The sequence below is a fragment of the Candidatus Accumulibacter phosphatis genome (assembly GCF_012939955.1).
GTDB lineage: Bacteria > Pseudomonadota > Gammaproteobacteria > Burkholderiales > Rhodocyclaceae > Accumulibacter > Accumulibacter delftensis.
The window spans coordinates 1-23120 of the sequence record NZ_SPMY01000029.1; the positions used below are offsets into that span (position 1 = coordinate 1).

Sequence of the window (23120 nt, forward strand, 5' to 3'; positions counted from 1 at the left end):
TCGTAGGTTGCCTGCTCCAGCCTGCGGCTGGAGAAAATACCCGTGATGTAGCCATAGACCAGAATCCCCAGTAGGGTGGCCGGATGGTAGGCTTTCGATCCGCGCCCCGCGTACTCGCGCGTCAGCTTGGACAGATCGAGCTGGTCGATCACTTCAACAATGAATCGCGCCAGGTGATCCTGGTTCAGCCAGTCGTCTACCGACGGCGGTAGCAGATAGTCGGTCTGGCGGTCAGCGACGATAAACTTGGACATGCGACGACCCGATTGCTTGAAGAGGTATGATTATATCATATCCAGATCCGGCGCAGGGAAAGTCCGACAGGCTGCTAGATGTTGGGGACAGACCTTGCCGGCCGCGAGGCGACAGACGGCGGCATGGACTTCGCCAGCTTTCGGCGGCATTGCTGCCCTGAGCCTGGCGAAGAAGCTGCCGACACCGCCGCGGCTTTCACGCGCCAGGAAGAAGTGGTGGCAGGCGATCTCGTCGGGGGATGCGGCATTGAGTGCGGCAAAGGCTGCATACTGGTCCTGCCACAGCTTCAGCGCCAGCTGCGCGTCCTTGAGCGGGTCGTTGCGCGCGTCGCGGACGAGCTTGTAGTCCTTGACCAGGCTGTGGTACGGGTTGGCGGGGAAGGCGAGGGGGGAAAGTTCCAGGGTATCGACCGCTGGCAGCTGGTTCAGCTTGAGCTGTGGATAGACCCGCGCCAGTGCCGGAAGGTCATGGCGGACGATATTGTGTCCGAGGACGAACGCGGCGCCTTCGCTAAGGGCGTCGAGGCGATCGACGGCGGCGGCGATCTGCTGCCCGGCAAGAGAGAAGCCTGCGCTTGTGTCTGCTCTCCAGGCGGCCAGTTTGTGAATGGCAAGCTGGTCATCGAAAGCAGTTTCGATATCCAGACACAGACAGCGCGGCGCGAAGGGCAGGGAACTCATCACGAGTGTGGACTGATTCAGGCGACTTCGGCCATTGCGCCTCGGCCTTGAGTCAATTGCTCCTGAAAATACTCATCGAATTTCTGCCGCGCCTGGTCGCCAAACAGGATTTCACAAGCCTCCAGCAAACCTTCGGCCTTGCGAATCTCCTCGTGGCGCAGCACCAGGGCAATCTTGGAACGGCGACGCAAGAAATCCTCCAGCTTGATGATCATTTCCTGGTGCTTGGCGAGTCGGATTTCGCAGCGAATATAATCGGTGCCTTTGATCAGAACTTCCGCTTGGCGGGGGTCTTCGCGGATTTCCGCCAAAAGTTCAAACGCCTGCCGGTCATAGCGCCGCCACAGCCGGCTGCTGAGGCTTTCGATGGACTCGGGCGAGGTATAGCTATCGAGATTCATCAGCTTCGCTTGATGCAAGTATTCTTCGCGTACCGAGGGATGCGGTTCGCCGTACCATTGGTAGCCTCGATGCGGCAGGGCAACGCCGAGTTGGGCGACGATGTCCGAAACCTCGTCACCGACATTGATGCAGTCGGTGAGCTTGCCGCCAAAAATGCTGAGATGCGCTTTGGCGCGATGCACATCGATCGCATGCTTTCGCGACAATTGCAACCAATCTTCGATCTTGTCGTCGGCCTGAGCCTTTATTACCAATGGCCGCACTCCGCAACGCTCGGCGATGATGTCGGCGCAAGTCAATGGTCGATTGAGGTTCAGGCGCTTGTTGATATTGTCGAGTACGAACTGGCGGTCTTCGTCCGTGACCTCGGTAAAAGGCGATTCCACTCGGGTATCGGTGGTACCAATGCAGGTACGCATGCCCATCGGGATGACAAAAAACAGGCGTCCGTCGTCGGCGAAGAAAGTCATGATGCGCTTATGCGCAGTGAGCTGGGGCACGATCAAATGAATGCCTTTGGAAAACGCATGGTGATGCTCGGTTTGTTCGCCGGTCAGCACATTATGCTGGTCCACGAATGGGCCGGCGGCGTTGATCAACACCTTGGCGCGGATTTCCATCTCCTGGCCGTTCATCACATCCCGCGCGTGAGCCACCCAAATACTGCCTTCACGGCGCGCACCGAGTGATTCCATGTAGTTGGCGGCAATGCAGCCGCGATCCATCGCCGAGTGCACGAATTGAAACACGAACCGCGAATCATTGTCGTGCAGGTAAGCATCCGAATACTCAAAGCCGCCTGCTGCGCTTTCGGTCTTGACAACCGGCTCTTCGCGCTGGATGGTGCGTTTGAAAAACAAGCGGGGGGTTTTTGTGAAACCGTTGCCGAACAGCCAGTACACCCACGTGCCTGCCCATAGGAACAGCGGGTGAAAGCGGAAGCCTTTGTCGATAGTGGAAAAAAACCGGATTTCCTGAACTCGTGACGGATAATGGCGGATCAGATGATTGCGGCTCAAACAAAGTTTCCGAACCAGGCTGTACTCGCGGCTTTCCAAATACTTGATCCCACCCCAGGCCAGGTTCGACGATTGCTGGCTGGTGAAACCGGCGAAATCACGCTGATCGATTAGCGCGACCCGCGCGCCTTTGCCGGACAGGGCGGCGGCGGAGACTGCACCGTTGATGCCGCTGCCGACGATCAGGACATCGTAGATACCCTCTTGCAATTTCTGAATGTTGCTCTCACGAAGTTTCACGCTTGCTCCCCATTCGATGTGGCAATCCGGTTCCTTCTCTCGCTGCTGAATGCGAGAGGTCAAGGTGACTCCATCCCCAGTCTGTGAAGAAAGAGGAGAGGAGGGGGAGGGTGAGTGAACGCTTACTCGTCGTCAAGAGCCCACCCCTTACAGCGCTCAACCGCCTTGTGCCAGCGCCGGAACAGGCGCTCACGCTGCGCTTCGTCGATGCGCGGGCTATAGCGGTTTTCCAGCTGCCACTTTTGCGCAAGTTCTTCGCGACTGCTCCAGAAACCGGTAGCCAGGCCCGCCAGATACGCGGCACCGAGAGCCGTGGTTTCCACGATGCTGGGCACTTCGACCGGGACACCGAGAATGTCGGACTGGAATTGCATGAGCACACTGTTGACCGAAGCCCCCCCCGTCACAGCGCAATTCTTTCAGGGCAATCCCGGAGTCGCGCTGCATGGCGTCGATCACGTCGCGGGTCTGATAGGCCATGCTTTCCAAAACCGCGCGAGCGATATGACCCTGGGTGGTGCCTCGGGTGATGCCGATCAGCAGGCCACGGGCGTAGGGATCCCAGTGCGGCGCACCCAGACCCACCAGCGCCGGCACGAAATAGACGCCCTCATTTTGGGGAGCGGAGCGAGCCAGTTCCTCGCTTTCCGCCGCCGATTTGATCATCTTTAATCCATCTCGCAACCATTGCACCGCGGCGCCGGTGACGAAAATGGCGCCTTCCAGCGCGTACTGAACCGGTTGGTCAGCGATGCGCCAAGCAATGGTGGTCAACAACTTCTCACGGCTGAATACGGCTTTGTCGCCGGTATTCATTAATACGAAGGAACCGGTGCCGTAAGTATTCTTGGCCAGACCCGCACTATGGCAAGCTTGGCCGAAGAGAGCCGCTTGTTGGTCGCCGGCGATCCCCGCCACGGGAATGCGATGAGTGCCGAAAAACATCTCCGGGTCGGTTTCTCCGTAAATGCAGGACGACGCTTTGACCTCGGGCAGGATCGCTTTGGGAATGTTGAGCAACTCCAGAAGCTCATCGTCCCAACGAAGTTCTTGAATGTTGTAAAGCATGGTGCGTGAAGCGTTCGAGTAGTCGGTGACATGCACGTCGCCACCAGTCAAATTCCAGACCAGCCAGGAATCAATGGTGCCAAAAGCAATTTCGCCGCGTTCGGCGCGCGCGCGTAAGCCGGTGACCTTATCCAACAGCCATTTGACTTTGGTGCCGGAGAAATAAGAGTCGATCACCAAGCCGGTCTTTTGACGGATCGTCTCCTCCAATCCCCGTTCCTTGAGCTCATCACAGTAGCCTGCGGTCCGGCGATCCTGCCAGACGATGGCATTGGCGACTGGCTTGCCGGTGGCACGATCCCACAACACCGTTGTTTCCCGTTGATTGGTGATGCCGATGGCGTTCAAGTCGCTGGCGTGGATGTTGCCAGAACTCAAGGCGGCACCAATAAGCTTCATGGTTAGCAGCCAGATTTCCTCGGCATCATGTTCGACCCAACCCGGTTTTGGATAATTCTGCTTAAATTCCGAGTAGGCTCGACCCCTTATTTTTCCGTCATGATCAAAAATCAGCACGGTCGTACCGGTGGTGCCTTGGTCGATGGACAGAATGTACTCGCTCATGGTGGGTTTTCTCCTTTGCGCGTTTATGTTCGTCGCCGACGATAACACTGGCATGATCAGCGCAGCAGCGCAAGCGGCACTCCATCCGGCGAAATTGACTGCTGAAAAACCGCAAGTCCCCGGCAGCCCCAAGCCCTTTTTCGAGAAGACGGCGTGTCGCGCCGATGCGTCGCGGCACGTGAAAACGCTGCCCACGGGAAACACTATTGCCCCGCTGCTCCCGGCCCGAAGTTTGGCGCCTGCCAGCGTTCGGGTACACCCCGCTGGCTAGCCTTCGCCTGGCCGCTGCAGGCAGATGGTGGTAGGGGCACGGGTTCCGGGTTCCGGCTTTCGCGATCCACAAGGACACATTTGCAGGCTGCCCGGGAAAAAGCCGGAAAAGAGCCGAAAACATGCGACTAATCGGTCTCAAGCGATTGAAACACCTGACATATTAGCGCTATCATGGCAGGTGTCGTCAAGCCTTGATCTGGCGGCACTTTTTGTAGCAGAACACACCCACTGGGAGAGAGACAGATGGACAAGAGAACTCCGCCGCCCACCTCGAGCAGCGATAGCAGCAAGGCGGGAGGAACAACGGAAGCCGAAAAACCGGAAGTTGCGGCTGCCAAGCCGCCAGCGCGAGCCCCGCGGGCGCGTGCGGTTTCAGCTTCGGCGCGGGCAACACAGCCGCGTCGGGCAGCCGCCGGAGATGTCGCTCCGGCACGCACGCCTGCCGCCATGGAGGCTTTTGATGTCGCCGAAGCGGCCAGTTCGGCAATCGAGCACAAACAAGTCGCCCTGCGCGACATCATTGCACATGCCACCGTCGGCGACACTGCGTCGCTGGCGAAGACGCTCGAAGCGATCTTGACCGGCGCTTCTCCGGACGACGCGGCAGCGCTGCGCAAGGCGTTGCTGACAGAAAGGAATGAACCGCCGGCGACACCGCCGAGCAGCCCGGACGATGAGCTGGCATCGAGCTGGCGCGAAACGAGTTCCTATCCCTATCGCAACCTGATGTCGCGGCGGGCGTACGAGAAGCAGAAATACCGCCTGCAGGTCGAGTTGTTGAAACTGCAGAACTGGATGAAGGAAACCGGGCAGCGCGTGGTGGTCATTTTTGAAGGTCGTGATGCGGCGGGCAAGGGCGGCGCCATAAAGCGCTTTACCGAGCACCTCAACCCACGCGGCGGACGCGTCGTGGCACTCGATAAGCCCAGCGAACAAGAGCGCGGACAGTGGTACTTCCAGCGCTATGTGCGCCACCTGCCAACGGCCGGTGAGGTCGTTTTCTGTGACCGCTCGTGGTACAACCGCGCCGGCGTCGAGCGCGTGATGGGTTTCTGCAGCGAAGACGAGTACACCGAGTTCATGCGCCAGACGCCGGAAGTCGAACGTACCCTGGTGCGTAGTGGCATTCACCTGATCAAGTTCTGGTTTTCGGTCAGCCGCAAGGAACAGCGCCGCCGCTTCAAGGAGCGCCAGGTCCACCCCCTCAAGCAGTGGAAACTGTCGCCGATCGACCTCGCGTCGCTCGACAAGTGGGACGACTACACCAAGGCCAAAGAGGCGATGTTCTTCCACACCGACACCGCCGAAACGCCGTGGACGGTCATCAAGTCCGACTGCAAGAAGCGCGCGCGTCTGAATGCCATGCGCTACGTCCTGCACAAGCTCAATTACACCGGCAAAGACGTGGACGCCATAGGCCCCATCGATCCTCTGCTCGTCGGTCGTCCGCACGTGGTCTACGAACCGAGTGGATCTGCCCATCCGCAAGGCGAGCACACGCCGATTCTGTAGTCTGGCCGGACTCGATAATCAGTAGCAAAGTACGGGGCGCCCAGAGCGCCCCGTTTTTTTTTGCGCACCGCGGTCAGGGCCTCAAGTGGCCTGGCCTTGACGCTACGCCTTGACTGGCGAGCACTGGCAGGCCGTCGATGGCTTTTCTATCGAGCTCATGAGAGCCGGAGTCGAAGCATTATGGCAATGATTGCCCCTACAATTACCGCTTCGGCAAATGCACTGGGTAGTGATCGGCATGCTCTCCTCGCGAAGACCGTCTAAACACCGGATGTGCGCGCACTTGCCGCTGTTCCATGGCTTCCAGATGCCGGTTTATGAAGGAGCTGAGCGTGCCTAGCCTGCGTCTTCAACAATTGCGCACCCGCCATGTCGGCCCCATCGAACTCAGCGTCGATAGCGGTGAATGCATCTGCATCCACGGGGGCCTCCGGGAGTGGCAAGACGCTCTTGTTGCGTGCCATCGCCGACCTTGATGAACACACTGGCGAGGCGTATCTCGATGCCCAGCGCTGCTCGCTTCTGCCGGCCCCGGACTGGCGGCGTTCGGTTGCCTTGGTGGGAGCGGAAAGCCACTGGTGGGGGGAGTGCGTTGGCGAGCATTTCGAGACGGCGATCAACGCCGGCTGGCTGAAGCAGCTCGGCTTGCCCGAGGAGGCGGTGAACTGGCAGTTGTCCCGCTGTTCGACCGGCGAAAGGCAGCGGCTCGCCTTGTTGAGAACGCTGATGCAGAACCCCGCCGCACTGTTGCTGGACGAGCCGACCGGCAATCTCGACCAGGACAGTACCCTTCGCGTCGAGGAGTTGTTGGCCGAGTATCGGCGCCAGCGACATAGCGCCGTGCTCTGGGTGAGTCACGATTCAGGGCAAATCGAACGTGTTGCGCAGCGCCGCTTCAACCTGCGCGACGGTGGCCTGGTGGAAGAGGAGAGGGTGGGGCTGCCATGCAGGTAATCACCCTTTCACCCTTCGACCTCGGGATTGCCGCAGTGCTGATCCTCGCCCTCGCCGGATTGTCCTTGCGCCTGCGTCTTGGCGTCGAACGGCAATTGCTGACCTCTGCGGCACGTAGCACCATTCAGTTGTTCCTGATCGGTCTGGTACTCAAAGTCTTGTTCGACAACGTTCACCTGCTCTGGGTGGCGCTGATGGCGGGAGTCATGATTTCGGTCGCCGGACGCGAGGTAATGGTCCGTCAGAAACGTCGCTTCATCGGTTGGTGGGGCTTCGGCGTCGGCACTCTTTCGATGTTCATTTCGTCGTTCACGGTTACGGTCATGGCGCTGATCCTGGTGATCGGTACCAAGCCCTGGTATGCGCCGCAATACGCCATACCGCTGCTGGGCATGATTCTCGGCAATACCATGAACGGCATCTCGCTGGGACTCGACCGTCTGACGCAGGACGCCACCCAGAAACGCCCGATTATCGAGAGCCGCCTGGCGCTGGGCCAGAGTTGGCAGCGGGCAATTTCAGACAGCCGCCGCGAAGCCATCCGGGTGGGCCTGATTCCGATCGTCAACGCCATGTCTGCCGCCGGCATCGTCAGCCTGCCGGGAATGATGACCGGCCAGATCCTGGCCGGCACGCCACCAGTGGAGGCCGTCAAGTACCAGATTCTGGTGATGTTTCTTATCGCTGGCGGTACCGGATTTGGTACTGTCGTTGCCGTCAGCTTCGCCGCCAGACGCCTTTTCGACGAGCGCCAGCGCTTGCGACTCGACCGTTTGAGTCGGCCCGGGAATTGATCTGAAAACGGTCATCCGGGATGCAAGCGGGAATTCGGTACGCAGCACGCAGCATGCGATTCCCAAATCCTGAGGGGATAAAATAACCGCCGACGCCCGACAGCTGCTGCTTGCTCAACCAGCATTCGGACGACCGGCGGCCTGATCGCACTTTGCCGTGCGATCTGCAAACTACCGGCTTAGCGTTGAACCAAAGGTGCGACACCAGCCGCTTGCTTTTCAGCCTGTTTGGCGGCTTTTTTTTTCCTTTGGAGTCAAAGCCGCTTGTTTCTTCACTTCCTTGTTGTTTTGCCTTATCTTGCCCATGATCGCACTCCTCTTGAGCACCTGCGAAGGCAGGTGTGCTTACAGTATAGGCCGATCCGTCGCGGGAAACCGGGCGGGCGGGAAATAGGGACGGCCAGCGCTCATCGGTGTACACCTTTCTTGTCAGGCCCATCAGCCAACTGCTTCAATTGCTTGGCTGCTAATTCAGGCTGCCCACATGCCTCGTGCGCTGGTAAGATTGGAGCTGCTTTTATTAACTTTTGCGAAAGGAGCGACACATGAGTCTGAAAGAGACAAAAGACGCCTATGTTGAGAAACTGAAACTGCAGCTCGATGAGTGGAGCGCAGAACTCGACGTCATGGAAGCGAAAGCTCGCCAGGCGGACGCCGATTTCAAGGAAAAATACCAGGGCAAGGCTGACGAACTCAGATACCAGAAGACGCTGGCACAGGGCCGCATAAACGCCCTGCAAGAGGCCGCGGATGACGCTTGGGAAGAACTCAGAAACGGCAGCGAGAGCATCTGGGGAACCGTCCGGCAGACGTTTGCCGACGCCAAAGCAAAATTCGACAACAAGTAGGTCGTGTGAGCTTCGCTTTCCAGATCTGAACGGGGCTACGGCCCCGTTTCCTCTTCTGTCGTGAAGTTTACATAATACAAATTATGCGCACTTAGATCGGTGGTGAAAGAAGGGCCGTTTGAGCATCCGGCCTCATTGCGCGCACGGGAAAAACCGACTGATCGCGCGATCCTACCCGCCACTTGCCTGTTGCCCCGCCTTGAACTGCTCGGTCAAGGCCTGGTTGAAGGTTGCCAAACCACTGAGCACCATGCGGCTGGTCGTCGGCCCGTCCAGGTCAACTTCCATTTCGACCACCTTCGATTTGTTGGCGGCCACGCCAGCAAGATTTCCGACGGCCTGAAGTGCCACGACCGCTACGTTTTTCTGAGAGTCAAAGCCACCAACTTCCCGGAAGCGCGCAAAATTGCCGGCTACGGTGATGCCTTTGGGTGCTCGTAGGCTACCGCCATCGACGTGGCCGCTGGCGGCTACTGCTCCTGGCGGTGCGCTTACCGTCATTCCCTCGCCAGCGCCGGTGCTGGCGCCGGCGCGATTCCAGATCGACGAGCCCGAGCCGGAAGACTCCAGCGCAGCGATATTGATCGCCACCCCGACCGCGATACCGTCGAAGCCGCTCTTGCTCCAATCTATGCGCTTGCCCATGTCACCGGCGCCCATGCCGGCGAATCCACGTTCGTGCAGCTTCATGCCAGTCGGGGTCAGTACCAGATACTTGCGCTCGGTATGTCCAAGGTCCTGTTCGACATACACCGGCGCTCCGATCGTGCTCGCCGCCTCTGTTGCCGCATACACGGCGCCGTTCTGCGCAGTGAAACCCGCGGCGTCCTCGAGCTTGACGCCACTGGCTGCCAGCCGTTCCTGCAGATCGGCCCAGGCCTTGTCGGTCAGGGCCTGCAAGGCAGCGATATCGACGTTGGCCACCTGATATTTGATCCGCGATTGCGTGCCGCCGTAATTCGTTCCTGGCAAGTAGCCGGCGCGAGTGCTGGCGGAAACTTCGCCAGCCACTTCAAAAAGCACCCGGAACTCACTGATATAGATGCGCTTTCCTGCGGTTTTCAGTTTTCCTTCCAGGAGATCGCTGCCATCGAGCACGACGATCGGCTCGGCGGCGGCTGTTTCCACCGCGGCGACCGTAAACGCTTGCACCTCGCCGCCGGCCGGCCCTTCGGCAAGCGTTTTGAATTCGTCGGCGGACAGCGTTTTGCCCAAGTAACCGGGTTCATCGGGCCGACACTCCTTGGCCGTCGCCAGTTTGCCAAGAAACCCCTGGCGTTCCCTGGCTTCGGCGGCGCGCTGCTGTGCCGCGGCGTCGGGTGCCATGCTCTCTTCCACCTGCTGCTGCGCGACGACCCCGGCGACCTTGCCAACCAGACCGCCAAGTCCGCCGAATAGCCCGGAACCCTGCGCCACTGCTGCGCCAGCGACCTGCCCGCCGACGTTTGCCGCACCGCCCGCTGCCGCCTTGCCAATGCTTGGGGCATTGGTGTCGCCAGCGGCGATAAACTCAGTCATCGCCTGCTGTTGGGCAGCCAGCCCTGTGCAATCGAGCTGGGCATCACCCGGATCGACCCGCTGCAGCGGCCCGGCAGTGACCAGCGTTGGCGAACCGGCCAGGCAGGCGATCATGATTGAGTGACGAATGATGTGCTTCATCGGATGCGTTCCCCTCGTTAAGAACTATGACATGGAAGAAGTCTAAACGAGACCCGCCTGCGGGTGATTGGCAATTGTTCGGCGAATGAGAACAATGTCGCAAAGCGCTGCGAAGAGCTTGGCGGGCAGGCGCAGATGGAGCCGCCAAGCATGTGCAGAAAAGGTTTCAGACCGCCTTGAACGAGCGCGCACATTTGCTGCCATCGAGCGGGAGTGGTAGATTGCCGGGGCTGCAGCCTGGCTCACCTCGGCCCCTCCTTGCAAACCCTCTTCTCCTTTTTCATGCCCCAGATCACCGCCAACCATCTTCAGATCGAGTACGAGTCATTCGGCACACCGTCAGCGCCGGCCATTCTGCTGATCATGGGACTCGGCGCGCAATTGAGCCGCTGGCACAAGGAATTCTGCGAAGCGCTCGTCGAGCGTGGCTTCCGTGTCCTTCGTTTCGACAACCGCGACTGCGGCCTGTCCAGCAAGTTCGACGCCGCCGGCGTTCCCGATATCGGCCAGGCGCTGCGCACGGGCACAGCACTGAGCGTGCCTTATACGCTGACGGACATGGCCGCTGACAGCGTCGGCCTGCTCGATGCCCTGACGATCGAAAAAGCGCATATTGTCGGCGCGTCGATGGGCGGTGCAATCGCCCAGATCCTTGCCGCCCGCTATCCGCAGCGTACCCTGTCGCTAACTTGCATCATGACCACCAGCAGCAATCCGGAGCTGCCGCCGCCAACTCGCGAAGCCTCACAAGCCCTGCTGGCCCCCCTGCCGGCGACTCGCGACAAGGAAAGCCTGGTCGAGGACGCGCTCAAACGCCAACTGGCGGTCGCCAGCCCCGATTTTCCGAGTTGTCCGCAACGCTTGCGCGAGGTCCTCGTCGACGAGCACGAGCGGGGCTTCCATCCACGCGGCGTGGCCCGTCAGCTGGCGGCTTTTCTGGCCAGTGGTGATCGCCGCCCCCTGCTGCAAACCATCAAGGCACCGACACTGGTTTTGCACGGGAGCGACGACCCACTGATTCCCGTCGCCTGTGGTCACGATGTGGCCGCACACATCCCGGGGGCAAGAATGCAGGTCATCGAAGGAATGGCACATGACCTGCCGCTGGCCTTGACCGAGGTGTTCGCCGATGCCATTGCGGCTATCGCGCGATCGCCGGAGCGCTGAACGCTGCCGACGCTGAGCATTCTCTGGCAGGCCGCGAACACGGATCGCCGCCACCTGTCGGCGCGGCTTTGCCGCTTGCGCTTGCGCGTGCCCCGGCATCGGCTGACTGGTCTACCTGCTCGTCCGCCAGCCTGTATTTGTCGACGCTCATGAATCCTGCCTTCGTCCCCGAGGCGCTGGTTTTCGTCGATCTGGAAACGAGCGGCGCCAATTTCGCGAATGACCGGATCATCGAAGTCGGCCTGGTCGAAGTGGACAGCGAAGGTGCGCGTGAATGGAGCGTGCTGGTCAATCCGGAGGCTCCCGTTTCTTCCTTCATTACCGGTCTCACCGGCATCGACGACGCGATGCTCAGCTCGGCGCCGACTTTCGCGCAACTCGCACCGTCCTTGCTCGAGAGGCTGCGCGGCAGACTGCTCATCGCGCACAATGCGCGCTTCGATTACGGTTTCCTGAGGTGCGAATTCAAGCGACTCGGGATCGAGTTCCGGGCGCCGACGCTATGCACGGTCAAGCTCTCACGCAAGCTGTTCCCGCAGCACCACCGGCACAATCTGGACACCCTGGTCACACGCCATGGGCTGGCGGTGGCGGGCTCGCGCCACCGGGCGCTGGCCGATGCTCGCCTGCTCTGGGATTTGTGGCGCTGCTGGCACGAACAACTGCCGGTCGAAACGATTCGCAGCGTGGTCGCCAACCTCGTTGGCCGTCCCGAACTGCCGGCACAGATCGATCCCGCACTGATCGACGATCTGCCCGAGGCTGCCGGCGCTTACGCGTTTTACGGCGAAGACGGTCGCCTGCTGTTACTGCGCCGGGCGAGCAATCTTCGCCAGCAGGTATTGGCGCATTTCACTGCCGCCAAGCGCGAAACGCCGCTGCTGCGCGATCTCCGGCGTGTCGACTGGCGCGAAGCAGCCGGCGAGTTGGGCGCTCGCCTGCGCGAAATCGAATTGTCCCGTTGCGCAGCCGAGAGCGGGCCCCAGGCGGGGCTACGCGAGCCTGGCGGCAGCAACGCCGGCGCGGCGGCCAGGGGGCTTTGCTCCTGGCAACTTCAGGCACGGCAAAACGGTCACCTACGCCCGGAACTGGTCTTCGCCGAGGACCTCGACTTTGCCATCGCCGATGATTTGTTCGGAATCTACCCCAGTCATCGCGAGGCTACGCGCAGCTTGCGAAAACTCGCCGACGCACAGCGTCTGTGTTACAAGCTGCTCGGCCTTGATGACAGTAGCAAGCCCGGAGCCTGCGCCGCTTATCGACAGAAAAGCTGCCGCGGCGTCTGCATTGGCAAGGAAACGGTCGCCCTGCACTGCGCCCGAGTACTGACTGCCCTGGCCAAATTCAAGGTCAAGCCCTGGCCTTACAAGGGGCCGCTGCTGCTACTGGAGCGCGACGAATTCGGAATGCGCGAAGAGTTCCACCTGGTAGACCGGTGGCGTCTGGTGGCCACCTTGCACAACGAAGAGGCGCTGCAGGCGCGGCTGGCGGATGGGCCGACCGGCCAGGCTTTCGATCCCGACACCTACCGCGTCATTGGTCGCTTCCTGCAGGCCGGCAAGATCGGCCTCCGTCCCCTGCCCCCGTTCTCACTTTGACGGCTCGGTCTCGGCCTCGGTATCAATGAGTTCGGTCTCAAGCTCAGCCGCGGCCGCCTGCTCCCTTGCCTCCCTCGCCTGGTCCCTTGCCTTCCTTGCCTGCTCCCTTGCCTCCCTTGTCTGCGCACTTGCCTGGCGCAGGATATCGGCGATATTGGTATTCCCGGTCTGCCGCGCCCAGTCCTCCGCCGTCGCACCCCGATCGTTGGCAATGCTCGCATCGGCCTTGTTCTGGAGCAGCAATTCGACGATTTTCAGGTGTCCAAAGCGGGCGGCAAAGAACAGCGCTGTCGAACCGTTCTCGGTCGTCGCATCGATGTCGGCACTCCTCGTGATCAGGTATTCGACGACCGTCGTGTGGCCATTGAAAGCTGCGTAGATCAGGGGCGGCCAACCGTAGAGGTTGACGTCTGCACCGGCTTCGACGAGACGCTTGACGATCGGCAGACTACCCTTGAAGGCGGCGATGCTGAGCGCCGTCTCGCGGTTGCGATTGCGCGTGTTCAGGCGTGCGTGGCGCTTTAGCAGCTGCTCCAGAAAATCGCCGTTGTCGCGCTGCACGGCCTGCATCAGCAAGGTGTTGCCGGCCGCGTCCACCGCGTTGATGTCCATCCCCTGGTCGACCAACTTGACGGCCCACGCGGTATTGCCGGAGATCAGCGCCTCCTCCATATCTTCATGAGCACCGGCTGTGGCGAGGCTTGGCAGCAGCAGGGCGAAGAGCAGAGCAACTGTTTTCATTGGGAAAGTTTTGAACGGGCTTCTGGGAACAGGCGGAAGAAGTTCTCCGTCGTGGCGTCAACAAGGTCCTGGTAAGTCAGGCCACGCAGGCGCGCGACTTCTTCGGCGACGTGCTTCACGTAGCCAGGCTGGTTGGTCTTGCCGCGATGGGGAACCGGGGAAAGATAAGGCGAATCAGTTTCAACCAAGAGACGGTCGAGCGGAACACGCTGCGCCACGTCGCGCACGATTTCGGCCTTCTTGAAGGTAACGATGCCGGACATCGAAATGTAGAAGCCCTGTTCGAGCGCTTGCTCGGCGACCTGCCAGCTCTCGGTGAAGCAGTGCATCACGCCGCCGGCCGCGGCAGCCCCCTCCTCCTGCATCAGCCGCAGCGTGTCGGTAGCCGCTTCGCGCGTGTGAATCACCAGGGGTTTCTGCGCTTCCCGGGCGGCGCGGATGTGGGTGCGGAAGCGTTCGCGTTGCCACTCCGGTGCATCCTTGTGCCAGTAGTAATCCAGACCCGTCTCGCCAATGGCGATGACTCGCGGATGACGAGCCAGCTCGACCAGGTCGCCGACCGAGGGTTCGCGTCCGCCGGTGGCCTCGGGATGAACGCCAACCGAAGCCAGGATCGCCGGCCAGCGTTCGGCCAGCGCCAGCACCCGGTCGAGGTCTTCCAGCGTAACCCCGATGCACACCGCGCAGGCGACCTCGTTGTCCTTCATCAAAGCGAGGATTGGGGCAATTCTTTCGGAGAGATCCGGAAAGTCGAGATGGCAGTGCGAGTCGATCAGCATCGGTGTTCTTCGGCGGGGCTCGCTCAGATGGTATGCGTCGGGCGGCCGGACTGCATCACGCCACCGAGAAGGCCTTCGATGCGCCTCTTGGCTTCGAGCCCGCCTTCGTCGTTGTTGAAGTGCACACCGATGCCTTGCGCCTTGTTGTTCTGGGCACCGACCGGGGTAATCCAGACCACCGTACCGGCAATCGGCAACTTGGCCGGGTCGTCGATCAGCGACAACAACATGAACACCTCGTCACCGATGGCGTAATGGCGGGTGGTCGGAATGAAGATTCCGCCGTTGCGCAACAGGGACATATACGCCGCATACAGCGCCGATTTCGAGTTGATGTTCAGCGACAAGACGCTCGGGCGTGGTGAGTTGGCGGCGGCTTGCTTGCGACTGTCTGCTTCTGCCATATCCCCTCGGGAGGTTCAGAAAAGCCGTATGTAGTTCAGGAAAAACTCTTCGAGAAACAGGCGGCTATTCACGGGTTGCTCGCACTGGGCCTTGTATTGTATCGTCTTTCGATTGAATGCCAAGAGCTTGCGGGTGTCGGTGCCTTGCGCCAGACGCAGCAATTGCGGCGCGTGCGCAACAAAATAGCGCGGCGGCAAGCCCTGGCTGGCCAGGGTCAGGTCAAACAACCACTTCTGAGCCCACTCGAGCGTACGCTTCAATGGCGCCGGACGTTTCTCCGCCTTCACCGCCTTGTCGACAATGGCCGCCGCCACCACGGCGTTGAGGCCCTTGCCATGCGCCACCTGGCCGAGCAGCGAATCGAGCAGCACGCGTTCACCCTTGGCACTGAGTTCGAGGGCCAGCAGCGGCGAGCCAGCGGCGAGCGCCAGCCACTGCTCGCCGTCGCGGACGCCGGCATGGCGCAGCCAGGCGATCGCCCTGGCCGTTGGCGGCGGTCGCATGGGAATCGTCTGGCAACGGCTACGAATCGTCGGCAGCAAGCGATGAGGCTCGCTTGAAACCAATATAAACAAGGTACCTGCAATCGGTTCTTCGAGTGCTTTAAGAATGGCATTGGCCGTCGGTCGATTCATGGCTTCGGCGGGGTTGAGCAAAACTACGCGCGCGCCATGGCGGTGGGTGCCAACATGCAGGAAGTCATCGAGCGCGCGCACCTGATCGATGGTGATCTGCTGACTGGCTTTCTTCCTGCCTGCCGCGTCGCCCGCAGCGGCCTCGGCCTCCTCGCCTTCGGCGAGCGCGCCTGGCTGTAGCAGGCGTAGATCCGGATGGTTGCCCTGCGCCAGCCAGCCGCAAGCCAGGCAACGGCCGCAAGCACTGCCCGACTCGGTGCGCGCTTCGCAGAGCAGCGACGCGGCAAAGCTGCGCGCCAACTCAAATTTGCCGATCCCGCGCTGGCCGGCAATCAGCAGCGCGTGCGGCAACTGAGCGCGTCGCTCACAAAGTTGCTGCCAGCTCTGGCTGTGCATTTCAATTATGTTCATAAACAGTACTTTATCAGAGCTTCTTGAATCAGAATCTTGATTTTCTCTGACGCCTGGTTGGCGTCGATACAGCGTATTCTTTGCGCTGCTGCCGTCGCACGCTCAAGGTAGGCGAGGCGCACACGTTCATGAAACTCGGCGCGCTCCTGTTCGAAGCGGTCGAGGTCGCGCCCTTGAGCGGCGATGCGCTGGCTGGCGATCGACGACGGCAAATCGAAGAGTAGCGTCAGATCCGGTTGCAGCTGACCGTGGACCCAGTTTTCCAGTTGTGCAAACTTCGTCTTGTCGAGACCGCGTCCACCGCTCTGGTAAGCGTAGGTGGCGTCGCTGAAGCGGTCGCAGATGACCCAGTCGCCGCACGCCAGAGCCGGTTCGATGACCCGTTCGAGGTGTTCGCGGCGGGCAGCGAACATCAGCAGCGCTTCGGTCTCGACATGCATCGCTTCGTGCAACAGTAGTTCGCGAAGCCTTTCGCCAAGCGCGGTGCCGCCGGGCTCACGGGTGGTCAGCACGTTCAGTCCACGGCCGCGAACCAGTGCCGCCGCGCCGGCAATATGACTGCTCTTGCCGGCACCGTCGATACCTTCGAAAGTGATGAACTTGCCGCGCGGTCGGCGCTCGCTCTGACTCGCACTCACGGTTTGCCGCCTTTTTGAAAGCGCCTGACGGCGCGATTGTGTTCGTCGACAGTAGGTGAAAACTGGCTACTGCCATCGCCACGTGCAACAAAATAAAGCGCCTCGGTGGACGCCGGATGCAGAGCCGCCTGCAGGGAAGCAAGCCCGGGCATGGCGATCGGCGTCGGTGGCAGACCCGGCCGGGTATAGGTGTTGTACGGCGTGTCGGCGAGCAGGTCGCGCTTGCGCAGATTGCCGTCGAAGCCCTCGCCAATACCGTAGATCACCGTCGGGTCGGTCTGCAGCAGCATTCCCTGGCGCAGGCGATTGACGAACACCCCGGCGACCAGCGGTCGATCATCGGCGCGGCCGGTTTCCTTTTCGACGATCGAGGCCATGATCAAGGCCTGGTAGGGATCCTGATAGGGCAACTCGGGCGCCCTCGCCTGCCAGGCGTGCTCCAGATGCTGCTGCATCGAACGGTAGGCCCTGGCCAGTAGCTCGACATCGCTGCTGCGCTTGGCAAAAAAATAGGTATCCGGAAAGAAAAGGCCTTCAGCGACCGTTTCCGGCGCACCGATCAGGCGCATGATCTCGGTCTCCGGCAAATCCTGGGTGTCGTGACGCAGATCCGGATGTGCATCGAGGCGCTCGCGCATCTGCCGGAAAGTCCATCCTTCGATGAGCGCCAGCTCCGCTTGCGTGACGTCACCGCGGGTCAGCTTCTTCAGCAGCTCCAGCGGTGTAATGCCGACAGCGATTTCGTAACTGCCGGCCTTTATCGAGGTATCGACGCGCAGCAGCTTGCCGAGAAGGCGCAGCACCCACGGGTCCAACTCGACGCCTGCCGCCGCGACCTCCCGTGCCGCGACGCGCATGCTGCTCCCGGGAACGATCGTGAACTCGATCTGCTCGCTCTTCAGAGCGACCGGCGTCAGCACCACCCAGGCGGCCGCGGCGGTCAGCAGAACGATGGCGATGACGGCAAAAAGGAGCAGCTTGAGGAGGTGTTTGCGCATCAATCCGGCGCAGCGGACAGGCTGCAGGGCTGGGAGGTGAGGACGAACTTCGACTGGCCCTATAATAGCCGAAAGCCGCCTGGCTGAACTCAGCCGGCGCCGACCTGGTCAGAGTTCCTCGCAGGCTCCGGCTGATCGCGAAGACTGCTGCTGCCCTGAAGACAAGGAGCAGGCCCGCCCCGAACAATTAACGAGAACGACTTAACGATGAACGCAAGCTGGCTGGAATTTCTTTGTGCTTCAGGAGCACGCGTCGACCAGGACCTGGTCGCCGATTTCGGTGACGCCGCCGCAGAGTTGCTGGCCGCACCCGTGGCGACAGTCGTCGCGCCGCTGGCTCATCTCGGGGTGATTGAAGTCGGCGGCGCTGAGGCGGCAACTTTTCTGCACCAGCAGTTGACCAGCGACGTCACGCATCTCGCCGACGGCGCGGCGCAGCATTCGGCCTGGTGCTCGGCAAAAGGTCGCATGCTGGCCAGCTTTCTGGTTTTCCGCAGTGGCTCGAATTATCAGTTGCAACTGTCTGCAGACCTGCTGCCAGCGATTCTCAAGCGCCTGCAGATGTTCGTGCTGCGCAGCAAGGTGAGCATCGTCGAACACCCTGACGCGCGTCAGATCATCGGCGTATCGGGCCCGCGCGCCGAAGAAGCGCTGCACGCAGCCGGCCTTGCGGTACCCGGCGCAGCGCTGAGCTGCGTGGCCACGGCGGACGCCTGGTGATCCGCCTGGACAGTCAGCGCTTCGAAGTACTGGCCAGCAGCGAGGCCGCACCCGAGCTCTGGCAAGCGCTGCTGGCGGTGGCGCGGCCGGTCGGTACGCGGGTCTGGCAATGGCTGGACGTCGACGCCGGCCTGCCCTTGATTACTGGTGGCACCAGGGAAGAGTTCGTGCCACAAATGGCCAACTTTGATCAACTGGGAGGAGTCAGCTTCCACAAAGGTTGCTATCCTGGCCAGGAAATCATTGCTCGTACGCAGTATCTGGGCAAGGTCAAGCGTCACCTGTACCGGGCCCACTCGAGCACGCCGATTGCGTCCGGCAGCAAAATCTACTCGCCGGCCAATCCCGAGCATCCGTGCGGAATGGTGGTCAATGCGGCAGCGGCGCCGACGGGTGGCTACGATGCTTTGGCAATTGTTCAGGAGAGTTTCGTCGCCGCCGCCGATCTGGAAATTGCCGTCCCGGGCGGCCCGCACATCGACCTGCAGCCGCTTGCACGCTAACGGTCATGACATGTCGAGATACCCCGAATCATGAAAGTCATGACCGTTTCCCTCTTCCCCAGACCCTTCTCCCGCGAGGCAGAAGGGCGCTTCGTGAGTCGCTTGGGCGACTTTCACATTAAGCGAATCAGGGGCGTACTCGGGATCTGCCAGCGATGTGCCTGATCCTGATCGCCTGGCAGGCACATCCGGACTATCCCCTGGTCGTCGCCGCCAACCGCGACGAGTTCTTTGCCCGCCCCTCGGCGGCTGCCGCGTTCTGGCCGGAAGCGCCGCAGGTGCTGGCTGGCCGTGATCTCGAAGCCGGTGGCACCTGGTTGGGAATCAGCCGCGAACAGCGTTTCGCGGCGCTCACCAATTATCGTGAGGGTCGCCAGGCGGCGAGCAATGCGCGCTCGCGCGGCGCCCTGGTCGCCGATTTCCTTAGCGGTGCTGCCAGCCCGTCGGCGTACCTGGCGCAGGTTGCGGCGCGGGCCACCGACTACAACGGCTTCAACCTCTTTGTCGCCGATGGCCAGCACCTGGCCTACTACGCGAACCGTGGCGACAACCCGCCACGCTTCCTGAGCCCTGGCATCTACGGCCTCTCCAACCACCTCCTCGACACCCCCTGGCCCAAGCTGGCGACTGGCAAAGCGAGCTTTGCCGAAGCACTGGCCAAGTTACCGGCTCAGGCCAAGTTCTTCGATCTGCTCGCCGACCAGGAAATCGTTGCCGATTCGCATCTGCCGGAGACCGGTGTAGCGCTGGCCTGGGAGCGTATTCTCTCGGCCGTCTTCGTGCGCTCCGAAGACTACGGGACGCGCGCGTCAACGCTGCTCGTCCGTCACCGGCATGGTCTGACGACCTTGGTCGAACGTAGCTTCGTCGCTGGCGCGCTGCTTAGCGGCGAGGTCTGCGAGAGCTTTGTCAGTCCTCGCTGATCTCGACCGGCGTATAGGGCAGCACCCGTTCAAACAGTTCGACAATATCGGCATTGCGCATGCGGATGCAGCCGTGCGAGCCGGGACGGCCCATGGGCGTGGTGTCCGGGCTGCCGTGAATGTAGATGTAGCGGCGCATGGTATCGACCTGGCCGAGCCGGTTACGCCCGGGCTCGCAGCCGGATAGCCAGAGGATGCGCGTCAGAATCCAGTCGCGCGTCGGGAAGCGTTCGGCCAGTTCACGACAATAGATTTCGCCGTTCGGGCGGCGACCAACCAGGATTGTGTTGGCGGCGAGTCCGGCGCCGATCTTGGCGCGCACCAGGTGCTTGCCGCGCGGTGTGCAGTAGCTGCCAGTGACTTCCCCAGCGCCGTTCGCCGCCGTCGATACCGAATAGCTGTGCAGTACGTGCCCCGCCGCATCGACCAGGCGCAAGGTCTGTTCCTTGATCGAAATGTCAATACGCACTGTTACTCTCCTCCTCGGCGGCGCCGCGCGGCAAAGAAAGCGGAGAGTAGCTGGCCGCACTCCGCCGCCAGAACGCCACTCAGGACCTCGGTGTGATGGTTGAGCCGGGCGACGGCAAAAAGATCGACGACGCTGCCGTGGACGCCCGTTTTCGGGTCGCGCGCGCCGTACACGAGGCGCGCGATGCGCGCCTGCAGGACCGCTCCGGCACACATCGCACAGGGCTCCAGGGTGACGAAAAGCTCGCATCCGGGCAAACGATAGTTCTGCAAGTTGCGGGCGGCATCGCGCAGCGCAGCGATCTCGGCGTGTGCCGTCGGATCATGTTCGCCGATCGGTGAATTGAAGCCACGTCCGACGATGACGCCGTCGCACACCACCAGTGCGCCTACCGGCACTTCACCCAGGCATTCGGCGGCGCGCGCCAGAGAAATCGCTTCGCGCATATAGTATTCGTCGTTCATCGCGCGCATTCTACATTCTACCTTCTACTGCAGCGCTAGCAGGGCAGTCGCGCCGTCGGGCGGCGCGCGACCCGCCCATCGAAGGTGGGCATCAAATCGGGTACCATCGCCTGCAAGCCTCGCCAATCTTGATCGTGAAAAGCGACTTCCGTCATGCGAATCCTCTTTGTCCACCAAAATTTTCCCGGTCAATACAAGCATCTGGCGCCTGCGCTGGCCAATTCGCCTGCCAACCAGGTCGTCGCCATCGGTGAGCAGGCCAACGTCAAGCGCGCGCAGGGCTTCCATCCGCGCGTTCGCCTCCTGGCCTATCCCGAACCGGTCGGGGCTTCGCAGCAGACGCATCATTACCTGCACAGCACCGAGGCGGCGGTGCGCCGTGGACAAGCGGTACTGCGCCTGGCCCTGGCGCTGCGCAAGCAGGGTTTCGTCCCCGACGTGATCTGCGCGCATCCCGCCTGGGGCGAAGCGCTATTCCTCAAGGAAGCCTTCCCCGACGCCCGCTTGCTGCTCTATCTCGAGTTCTTTTATCGCGCCCGCGGTTCGGACATGAACTTCGACGACGAGTTTCCGACCTCATTCGATGACCAGTGCCGGATCCGCCTGCGCAACGCCACGCAGCTGATCAGCCTCGAAGCCGCCGACGCCGGCCTCAGCCCGACGCGCTGGCAGCGCGAGCAGTATCCGAAGGCATTTCAAGGGCTGATCGAGGTGATTCACGACGGCGTGCAGACTGAAGTCGTCTGCCCCGGGCCGGTCGCCGAGTTTGCCCTGCCAGGCGGCGGCACACTTCGTTCCGGGGACGAGGTAATCACCTACGTGGCGCGCAATCTGGAACCATATCGCGGATTTCATCGCTTCATGCGCGCTTTACCGGCAGTACTGAGCGCACGGCCGAAGGCGCAGGTATTGATCGTCGGTGGAGACGAAGTCAGCTACGGGCGGCGCTTGCCTGGCGGAGAAAGTTATCGCCAACGCTATTGGCGTGAAGTCGGTGGCCTGCTCGACGGCAAGCGTGTGCACTTCATGGGAAAGCTGCCGTATCACAAATTTATCGATGTCCTGCGTCTCTCGCGTGCGCACGTCTATCTCACCTACCCGTTCGTCCTCTCTTGGTCACTGCTCGAAGCGATGTCCTGCGCCTGCCCGGTGATTGCCTCGGACACCGCTCCGGTACGAGAAGTCATCTCCGCCGGCCGCAACGGGCTGCTGGTCGATTTCTTTTCGCCAACCGCCCTCGCTGAAACGATTATCTCGGTGCTCGAAGATCCCGGCCAGATGACGGCTTTACGCAGGCGAGCGCGGCAGGACATCGAGGAGCAGCTGGATCTTGCATCGCAGACTTTGCCGCGCTTGCTGGCGCTGGTGGAGCAGCTGGCCGCAGGTAAAAGTTAAGCACTGGATCAGCGGCCGCGATAGGCGCCTCCCCAGGCCGGCCGGCGAAGTCAACAGCACAACAGCAGGAGCCCAGCCATGACAAGCATCCGATTTCTGCAAGACCAGGCGCTGTTTGGCGGCGTAGACGACCGTGCGATGGCCGTCATCATTCCCTTGCTGAGGGAACTCAGTTTTGCTGCCGGCGAGGCGATCGTTGGCGAGGGCGACGACGGCGATTCGCTGTTCATCATTTGCAGTGGCTCGGTCGAAGTGCTGAAGGCGAGCGCTGCCGAAGATGGGCATTTCGAAAAGCGCCTAGCGGTGCTGAAAGTCGGTGACGTGTTCGGTGAGATGGAGTTGATCGACATGCAGCGACGCTCGGCCACGGTGCGAGCACTTGAGCCGGTGTCGGCCTTGGCACTGTCCAACGGCGACCTGTTCACCATCTACGAAACCGATCTGCCGACATTTACCCTCATCGTGCTCAATCTGGCCAGGGAGTTGAGTCGTCGCCTGCGCCGCCTCGACGATCTGGCGGTACATTACATGGCCATGAACACGCCAGCGGAGGCGTGTTAAGCGGCTGTACTCAGGGAGGCTACTCCGGGCGGCCTCAGGGAGTTCCTTTCAGCTTGTCCTGCCACGCGCGCATGGCGATGGCGAGACGGCCTGACATGGTGATGTACTCGCCATAGAGGAGATCGTAAGCGTCGCGGGGCTTCCCGGACGCCGCCAGTTCAACCACCTGCGCGGCCAGCTTATGGAAATCGGCGTGCAAGCGATTCACCTCCTCGTAGATGGCGCTCGCCCGGTCTTCACCCGACAAGCGTGAGCCGTGCAGCCACTTGCCGAATTCGCACTGGTCTTCCGCCTGAACCTCGCTCACATCGACGGTCGGCGGTGCCTGCAGAATGGCATTGCGCAAAAGCGACATCCAGCGAGCGTGATTGCCGATCGCCTCCTCAATATCTGTCACTTTGTCCACCCCCACCCTATCCCCGACTATCCATTTTGACCCTCCGAC

Annotated in this window: 24 protein-coding genes and 1 pseudogene; 11 read left to right on the top strand and 14 right to left on the bottom strand. The window is 61.4% G+C overall.

Features of this window, described 5'->3' with window-relative positions:
• The 4 genes and pseudogenes from E4Q23_RS10910 to glpK form a co-directional block, all read right to left on the bottom strand.
• A partial coding sequence (locus E4Q23_RS10910; protein WP_169066665.1) for a transposase occupies nucleotides 1–254 on the bottom strand: 254 nt, incomplete at its 3' end.
• Nucleotides 255–284: 30 nt separating this feature from the next.
• Complete coding sequence (locus E4Q23_RS10915) at nucleotides 285–935, bottom strand: hypothetical protein (protein ID WP_169066666.1); 651 nt, start codon at nucleotides 933–935, stop codon at nucleotides 285–287.
• A gap of 17 nt (nucleotides 936–952) precedes the next feature.
• Nucleotides 953–2596, bottom strand: coding sequence for an FAD-dependent oxidoreductase (locus E4Q23_RS10920; protein WP_169066735.1), 1644 nt, complete (start codon nucleotides 2594–2596; stop codon nucleotides 953–955).
• Between the two features lie 122 nt (nucleotides 2597–2718).
• Nucleotides 2719–4228, bottom strand: a pseudogene (gene glpK, locus E4Q23_RS10925) (glycerol kinase GlpK).
• A 516-nt stretch (nucleotides 4229–4744) separates the two neighbouring features.
• On the opposite strand from glpK, the gene ppk2 reads away from it, so the two are divergent.
• From ppk2 to E4Q23_RS10945, 4 genes are all read left to right on the top strand, one after another.
• On the top strand, nucleotides 4745–6013 hold the full coding sequence (gene ppk2 / locus E4Q23_RS10930) for a polyphosphate kinase 2 (RefSeq protein WP_169066667.1): 1269 nt from the start codon (nucleotides 4745–4747) through the stop codon (nucleotides 6011–6013).
• 402 nt (nucleotides 6014–6415) lie between these two features.
• Complete coding sequence (locus E4Q23_RS10935) at nucleotides 6416–6967, top strand: ABC transporter ATP-binding protein (RefSeq protein WP_336511667.1); 552 nt, start codon at nucleotides 6416–6418, stop codon at nucleotides 6965–6967.
• Entirely contained in the window at nucleotides 6958–7761 is an 804-nt protein-coding gene (locus E4Q23_RS10940) for an ABC transporter permease (protein ID WP_169066668.1), read from the top strand. Before E4Q23_RS10935 ends, E4Q23_RS10940 begins: the two co-directional genes overlap by 10 nt.
• Before the next feature lie 545 nt (nucleotides 7762–8306).
• A complete protein-coding gene (locus E4Q23_RS10945; RefSeq protein WP_169066669.1) occupies nucleotides 8307–8609 on the top strand; it encodes a hypothetical protein in 303 nt (100 codons plus the stop codon).
• A 171-nt stretch (nucleotides 8610–8780) separates the two neighbouring features.
• On the opposite strand, the gene E4Q23_RS10950 is transcribed toward E4Q23_RS10945, so the two are convergent.
• Nucleotides 8781–10268: a hypothetical protein gene (locus E4Q23_RS10950; protein ID WP_169066670.1), complete on the bottom strand. Its 1488-nt coding sequence runs from the start codon at nucleotides 10266–10268 to the stop codon at nucleotides 8781–8783.
• Nucleotides 10269–10550: 282 nt separating this feature from the next.
• On the opposite strand from E4Q23_RS10950, the gene E4Q23_RS10955 reads away from it, so the two are divergent.
• A complete protein-coding gene (locus E4Q23_RS10955; RefSeq protein WP_169066671.1) occupies nucleotides 10551–11435 on the top strand; it encodes an alpha/beta fold hydrolase in 885 nt (294 codons plus the stop codon).
• A gap of 149 nt (nucleotides 11436–11584) precedes the next feature.
• On the top strand, nucleotides 11585–13033 hold the full coding sequence (locus E4Q23_RS10960) for a 3'-5' exonuclease family protein (RefSeq protein ID WP_169066672.1): 1449 nt from the start codon (nucleotides 11585–11587) through the stop codon (nucleotides 13031–13033).
• Here E4Q23_RS10960 and E4Q23_RS10965 read toward each other — a convergent pair.
• From E4Q23_RS10965 to mltG, 6 genes are read right to left on the bottom strand one after another with little or no spacing between them, the layout of a single operon-like run.
• Entirely contained in the window at nucleotides 13025–13774 is a 750-nt protein-coding gene (locus tag E4Q23_RS10965) for an ankyrin repeat domain-containing protein (RefSeq protein WP_169066673.1), read from the bottom strand. The two genes, E4Q23_RS10960 and E4Q23_RS10965, sit on opposite strands and share 9 nt — an antisense overlap.
• Nucleotides 13771–14553 (bottom strand): TatD family hydrolase, encoded by a 783-nt coding sequence (locus E4Q23_RS10970; RefSeq protein ID WP_169066674.1) that lies wholly within the window; start codon nucleotides 14551–14553, stop codon nucleotides 13771–13773. Before E4Q23_RS10970 ends, E4Q23_RS10965 begins: the two co-directional genes overlap by 4 nt.
• Nucleotides 14554–14576: 23 nt before the next feature.
• Nucleotides 14577–14957, bottom strand: a complete 381-nt coding sequence (locus tag E4Q23_RS10975; RefSeq protein ID WP_169066675.1) for a PilZ domain-containing protein — start codon at nucleotides 14955–14957, stop codon at nucleotides 14577–14579.
• Nucleotides 14958–14972: 15 nt separating this feature from the next.
• Nucleotides 14973–16004: a DNA polymerase III subunit delta' gene (gene holB, locus E4Q23_RS10980; RefSeq protein WP_169066676.1), complete on the bottom strand. Its 1032-nt coding sequence runs from the start codon at nucleotides 16002–16004 to the stop codon at nucleotides 14973–14975.
• A complete protein-coding gene (gene tmk, locus E4Q23_RS10985) occupies nucleotides 16001–16642 on the bottom strand; it encodes a dTMP kinase (protein ID WP_169066677.1) in 642 nt (213 codons plus the stop codon). Before tmk ends, holB begins: the two co-directional genes overlap by 4 nt.
• Nucleotides 16639–17640 (bottom strand): endolytic transglycosylase MltG, encoded by a 1002-nt coding sequence (mltG, locus tag E4Q23_RS10990; protein WP_169066678.1) that lies wholly within the window; start codon nucleotides 17638–17640, stop codon nucleotides 16639–16641. The genes tmk and mltG overlap by 4 nt, the downstream gene beginning before the upstream one ends.
• A 207-nt stretch (nucleotides 17641–17847) precedes the next feature.
• Between mltG and E4Q23_RS10995 the strand changes: the two genes are divergently transcribed.
• The 3 genes from E4Q23_RS10995 to E4Q23_RS11005 all read left to right on the top strand — a co-directional run bounded on the left by E4Q23_RS10995 (nucleotide 17848) and on the right by E4Q23_RS11005 (nucleotide 19786).
• The gene (locus E4Q23_RS10995; RefSeq protein WP_169066679.1) at nucleotides 17848–18360 is read left to right on the top strand and encodes a YgfZ/GcvT domain-containing protein; all 513 of its coding nucleotides are present in this window, start codon (nucleotides 17848–17850) and stop codon (nucleotides 18358–18360) included.
• Entirely contained in the window at nucleotides 18357–18863 is a 507-nt protein-coding gene (locus tag E4Q23_RS11000) for a hypothetical protein (protein WP_169066680.1), read from the top strand. Before E4Q23_RS10995 ends, E4Q23_RS11000 begins: the two co-directional genes overlap by 4 nt.
• A 155-nt stretch (nucleotides 18864–19018) precedes the next feature.
• Nucleotides 19019–19786 (top strand): NRDE family protein, encoded by a 768-nt coding sequence (locus E4Q23_RS11005; RefSeq protein WP_169066681.1) that lies wholly within the window; start codon nucleotides 19019–19021, stop codon nucleotides 19784–19786.
• Here the strand turns inward: E4Q23_RS11005 and E4Q23_RS11010 are convergent.
• Together E4Q23_RS11010 and tadA are read right to left on the bottom strand one after the other, a co-directional pair.
• Nucleotides 19773–20255, bottom strand: coding sequence for a L,D-transpeptidase family protein (locus E4Q23_RS11010; RefSeq protein WP_169066682.1), 483 nt, complete (start codon nucleotides 20253–20255; stop codon nucleotides 19773–19775). The two genes, E4Q23_RS11005 and E4Q23_RS11010, sit on opposite strands and share 14 nt — an antisense overlap.
• A gap of 2 nt (nucleotides 20256–20257) precedes the next feature.
• Nucleotides 20258–20719, bottom strand: a complete 462-nt coding sequence (gene tadA, locus E4Q23_RS11015; RefSeq protein ID WP_169066683.1) for a tRNA adenosine(34) deaminase TadA — start codon at nucleotides 20717–20719, stop codon at nucleotides 20258–20260.
• Between the two features lie 153 nt (nucleotides 20720–20872).
• Here tadA and E4Q23_RS11020 point away from each other — a divergent pair, with 153 nt between their 5' ends.
• Both E4Q23_RS11020 and E4Q23_RS11025 read left to right on the top strand, forming a co-directional pair.
• On the top strand, nucleotides 20873–22114 hold the full coding sequence (locus E4Q23_RS11020; RefSeq protein WP_169066684.1) for a glycosyltransferase family 4 protein: 1242 nt from the start codon (nucleotides 20873–20875) through the stop codon (nucleotides 22112–22114).
• A 78-nt stretch (nucleotides 22115–22192) separates the two neighbouring features.
• The gene (locus E4Q23_RS11025) at nucleotides 22193–22675 is read left to right on the top strand and encodes a cyclic nucleotide-binding domain-containing protein (RefSeq protein WP_169066685.1); all 483 of its coding nucleotides are present in this window, start codon (nucleotides 22193–22195) and stop codon (nucleotides 22673–22675) included.
• Between the two features lie 34 nt (nucleotides 22676–22709).
• Here the strand turns inward: E4Q23_RS11025 and E4Q23_RS11030 are convergent, their stop codons facing one another.
• A complete protein-coding gene (locus tag E4Q23_RS11030) occupies nucleotides 22710–23072 on the bottom strand; it encodes a CZB domain-containing protein (RefSeq protein WP_211203725.1) in 363 nt (120 codons plus the stop codon).
• Nucleotides 23073–23120: the final 48 nt, after the last annotated feature.

Bases quoted from the DNA above. Each gene is read 5' to 3' on its own strand.
- E4Q23_RS10915 (WP_169066666.1), bottom strand. From the start codon at position 935: ATGAGTTCCCTGCCCTTCGCGCCGCGCTGTCTGTGTCTGGATATCGAA.
- ppk2 (WP_169066667.1), top strand. From the start codon at position 4,745: ATGGACAAGAGAACTCCGCCGCCCACCTCGAGCAGCGATAGCAGCAAG.
- E4Q23_RS10940 (WP_169066668.1), top strand. From the start codon at position 6,958: ATGCAGGTAATCACCCTTTCACCCTTCGACCTCGGGATTGCCGCAGTG.
- E4Q23_RS10945 (WP_169066669.1), top strand. From the start codon at position 8,307: ATGAGTCTGAAAGAGACAAAAGACGCCTATGTTGAGAAACTGAAACTG.
- E4Q23_RS10950 (WP_169066670.1), bottom strand. From the start codon at position 10,268: ATGAAGCACATCATTCGTCACTCAATCATGATCGCCTGCCTGGCCGGT.
- E4Q23_RS10955 (WP_169066671.1), top strand. From the start codon at position 10,551: ATGCCCCAGATCACCGCCAACCATCTTCAGATCGAGTACGAGTCATTC.
- E4Q23_RS10960 (WP_169066672.1), top strand. From the start codon at position 11,585: ATGAATCCTGCCTTCGTCCCCGAGGCGCTGGTTTTCGTCGATCTGGAA.
- E4Q23_RS10965 (WP_169066673.1), bottom strand. From the start codon at position 13,774: ATGAAAACAGTTGCTCTGCTCTTCGCCCTGCTGCTGCCAAGCCTCGCC.
- E4Q23_RS10970 (WP_169066674.1), bottom strand. From the start codon at position 14,553: ATGCTGATCGACTCGCACTGCCATCTCGACTTTCCGGATCTCTCCGAA.
- E4Q23_RS10975 (WP_169066675.1), bottom strand. From the start codon at position 14,957: ATGGCAGAAGCAGACAGTCGCAAGCAAGCCGCCGCCAACTCACCACGC.
- holB (WP_169066676.1), bottom strand. From the start codon at position 16,004: ATGAACATAATTGAAATGCACAGCCAGAGCTGGCAGCAACTTTGTGAG.
- mltG (WP_169066678.1), bottom strand. From the start codon at position 17,640: ATGCGCAAACACCTCCTCAAGCTGCTCCTTTTTGCCGTCATCGCCATC.
- E4Q23_RS10995 (WP_169066679.1), top strand. From the start codon at position 17,848: ATGAACGCAAGCTGGCTGGAATTTCTTTGTGCTTCAGGAGCACGCGTC.
- E4Q23_RS11005 (WP_169066681.1), top strand. From the start codon at position 19,019: ATGTGCCTGATCCTGATCGCCTGGCAGGCACATCCGGACTATCCCCTG.
- tadA (WP_169066683.1), bottom strand. From the start codon at position 20,719: ATGAACGACGAATACTATATGCGCGAAGCGATTTCTCTGGCGCGCGCC.
- E4Q23_RS11020 (WP_169066684.1), top strand. From the start codon at position 20,873: ATGCGAATCCTCTTTGTCCACCAAAATTTTCCCGGTCAATACAAGCAT.
- E4Q23_RS11025 (WP_169066685.1), top strand. From the start codon at position 22,193: ATGACAAGCATCCGATTTCTGCAAGACCAGGCGCTGTTTGGCGGCGTA.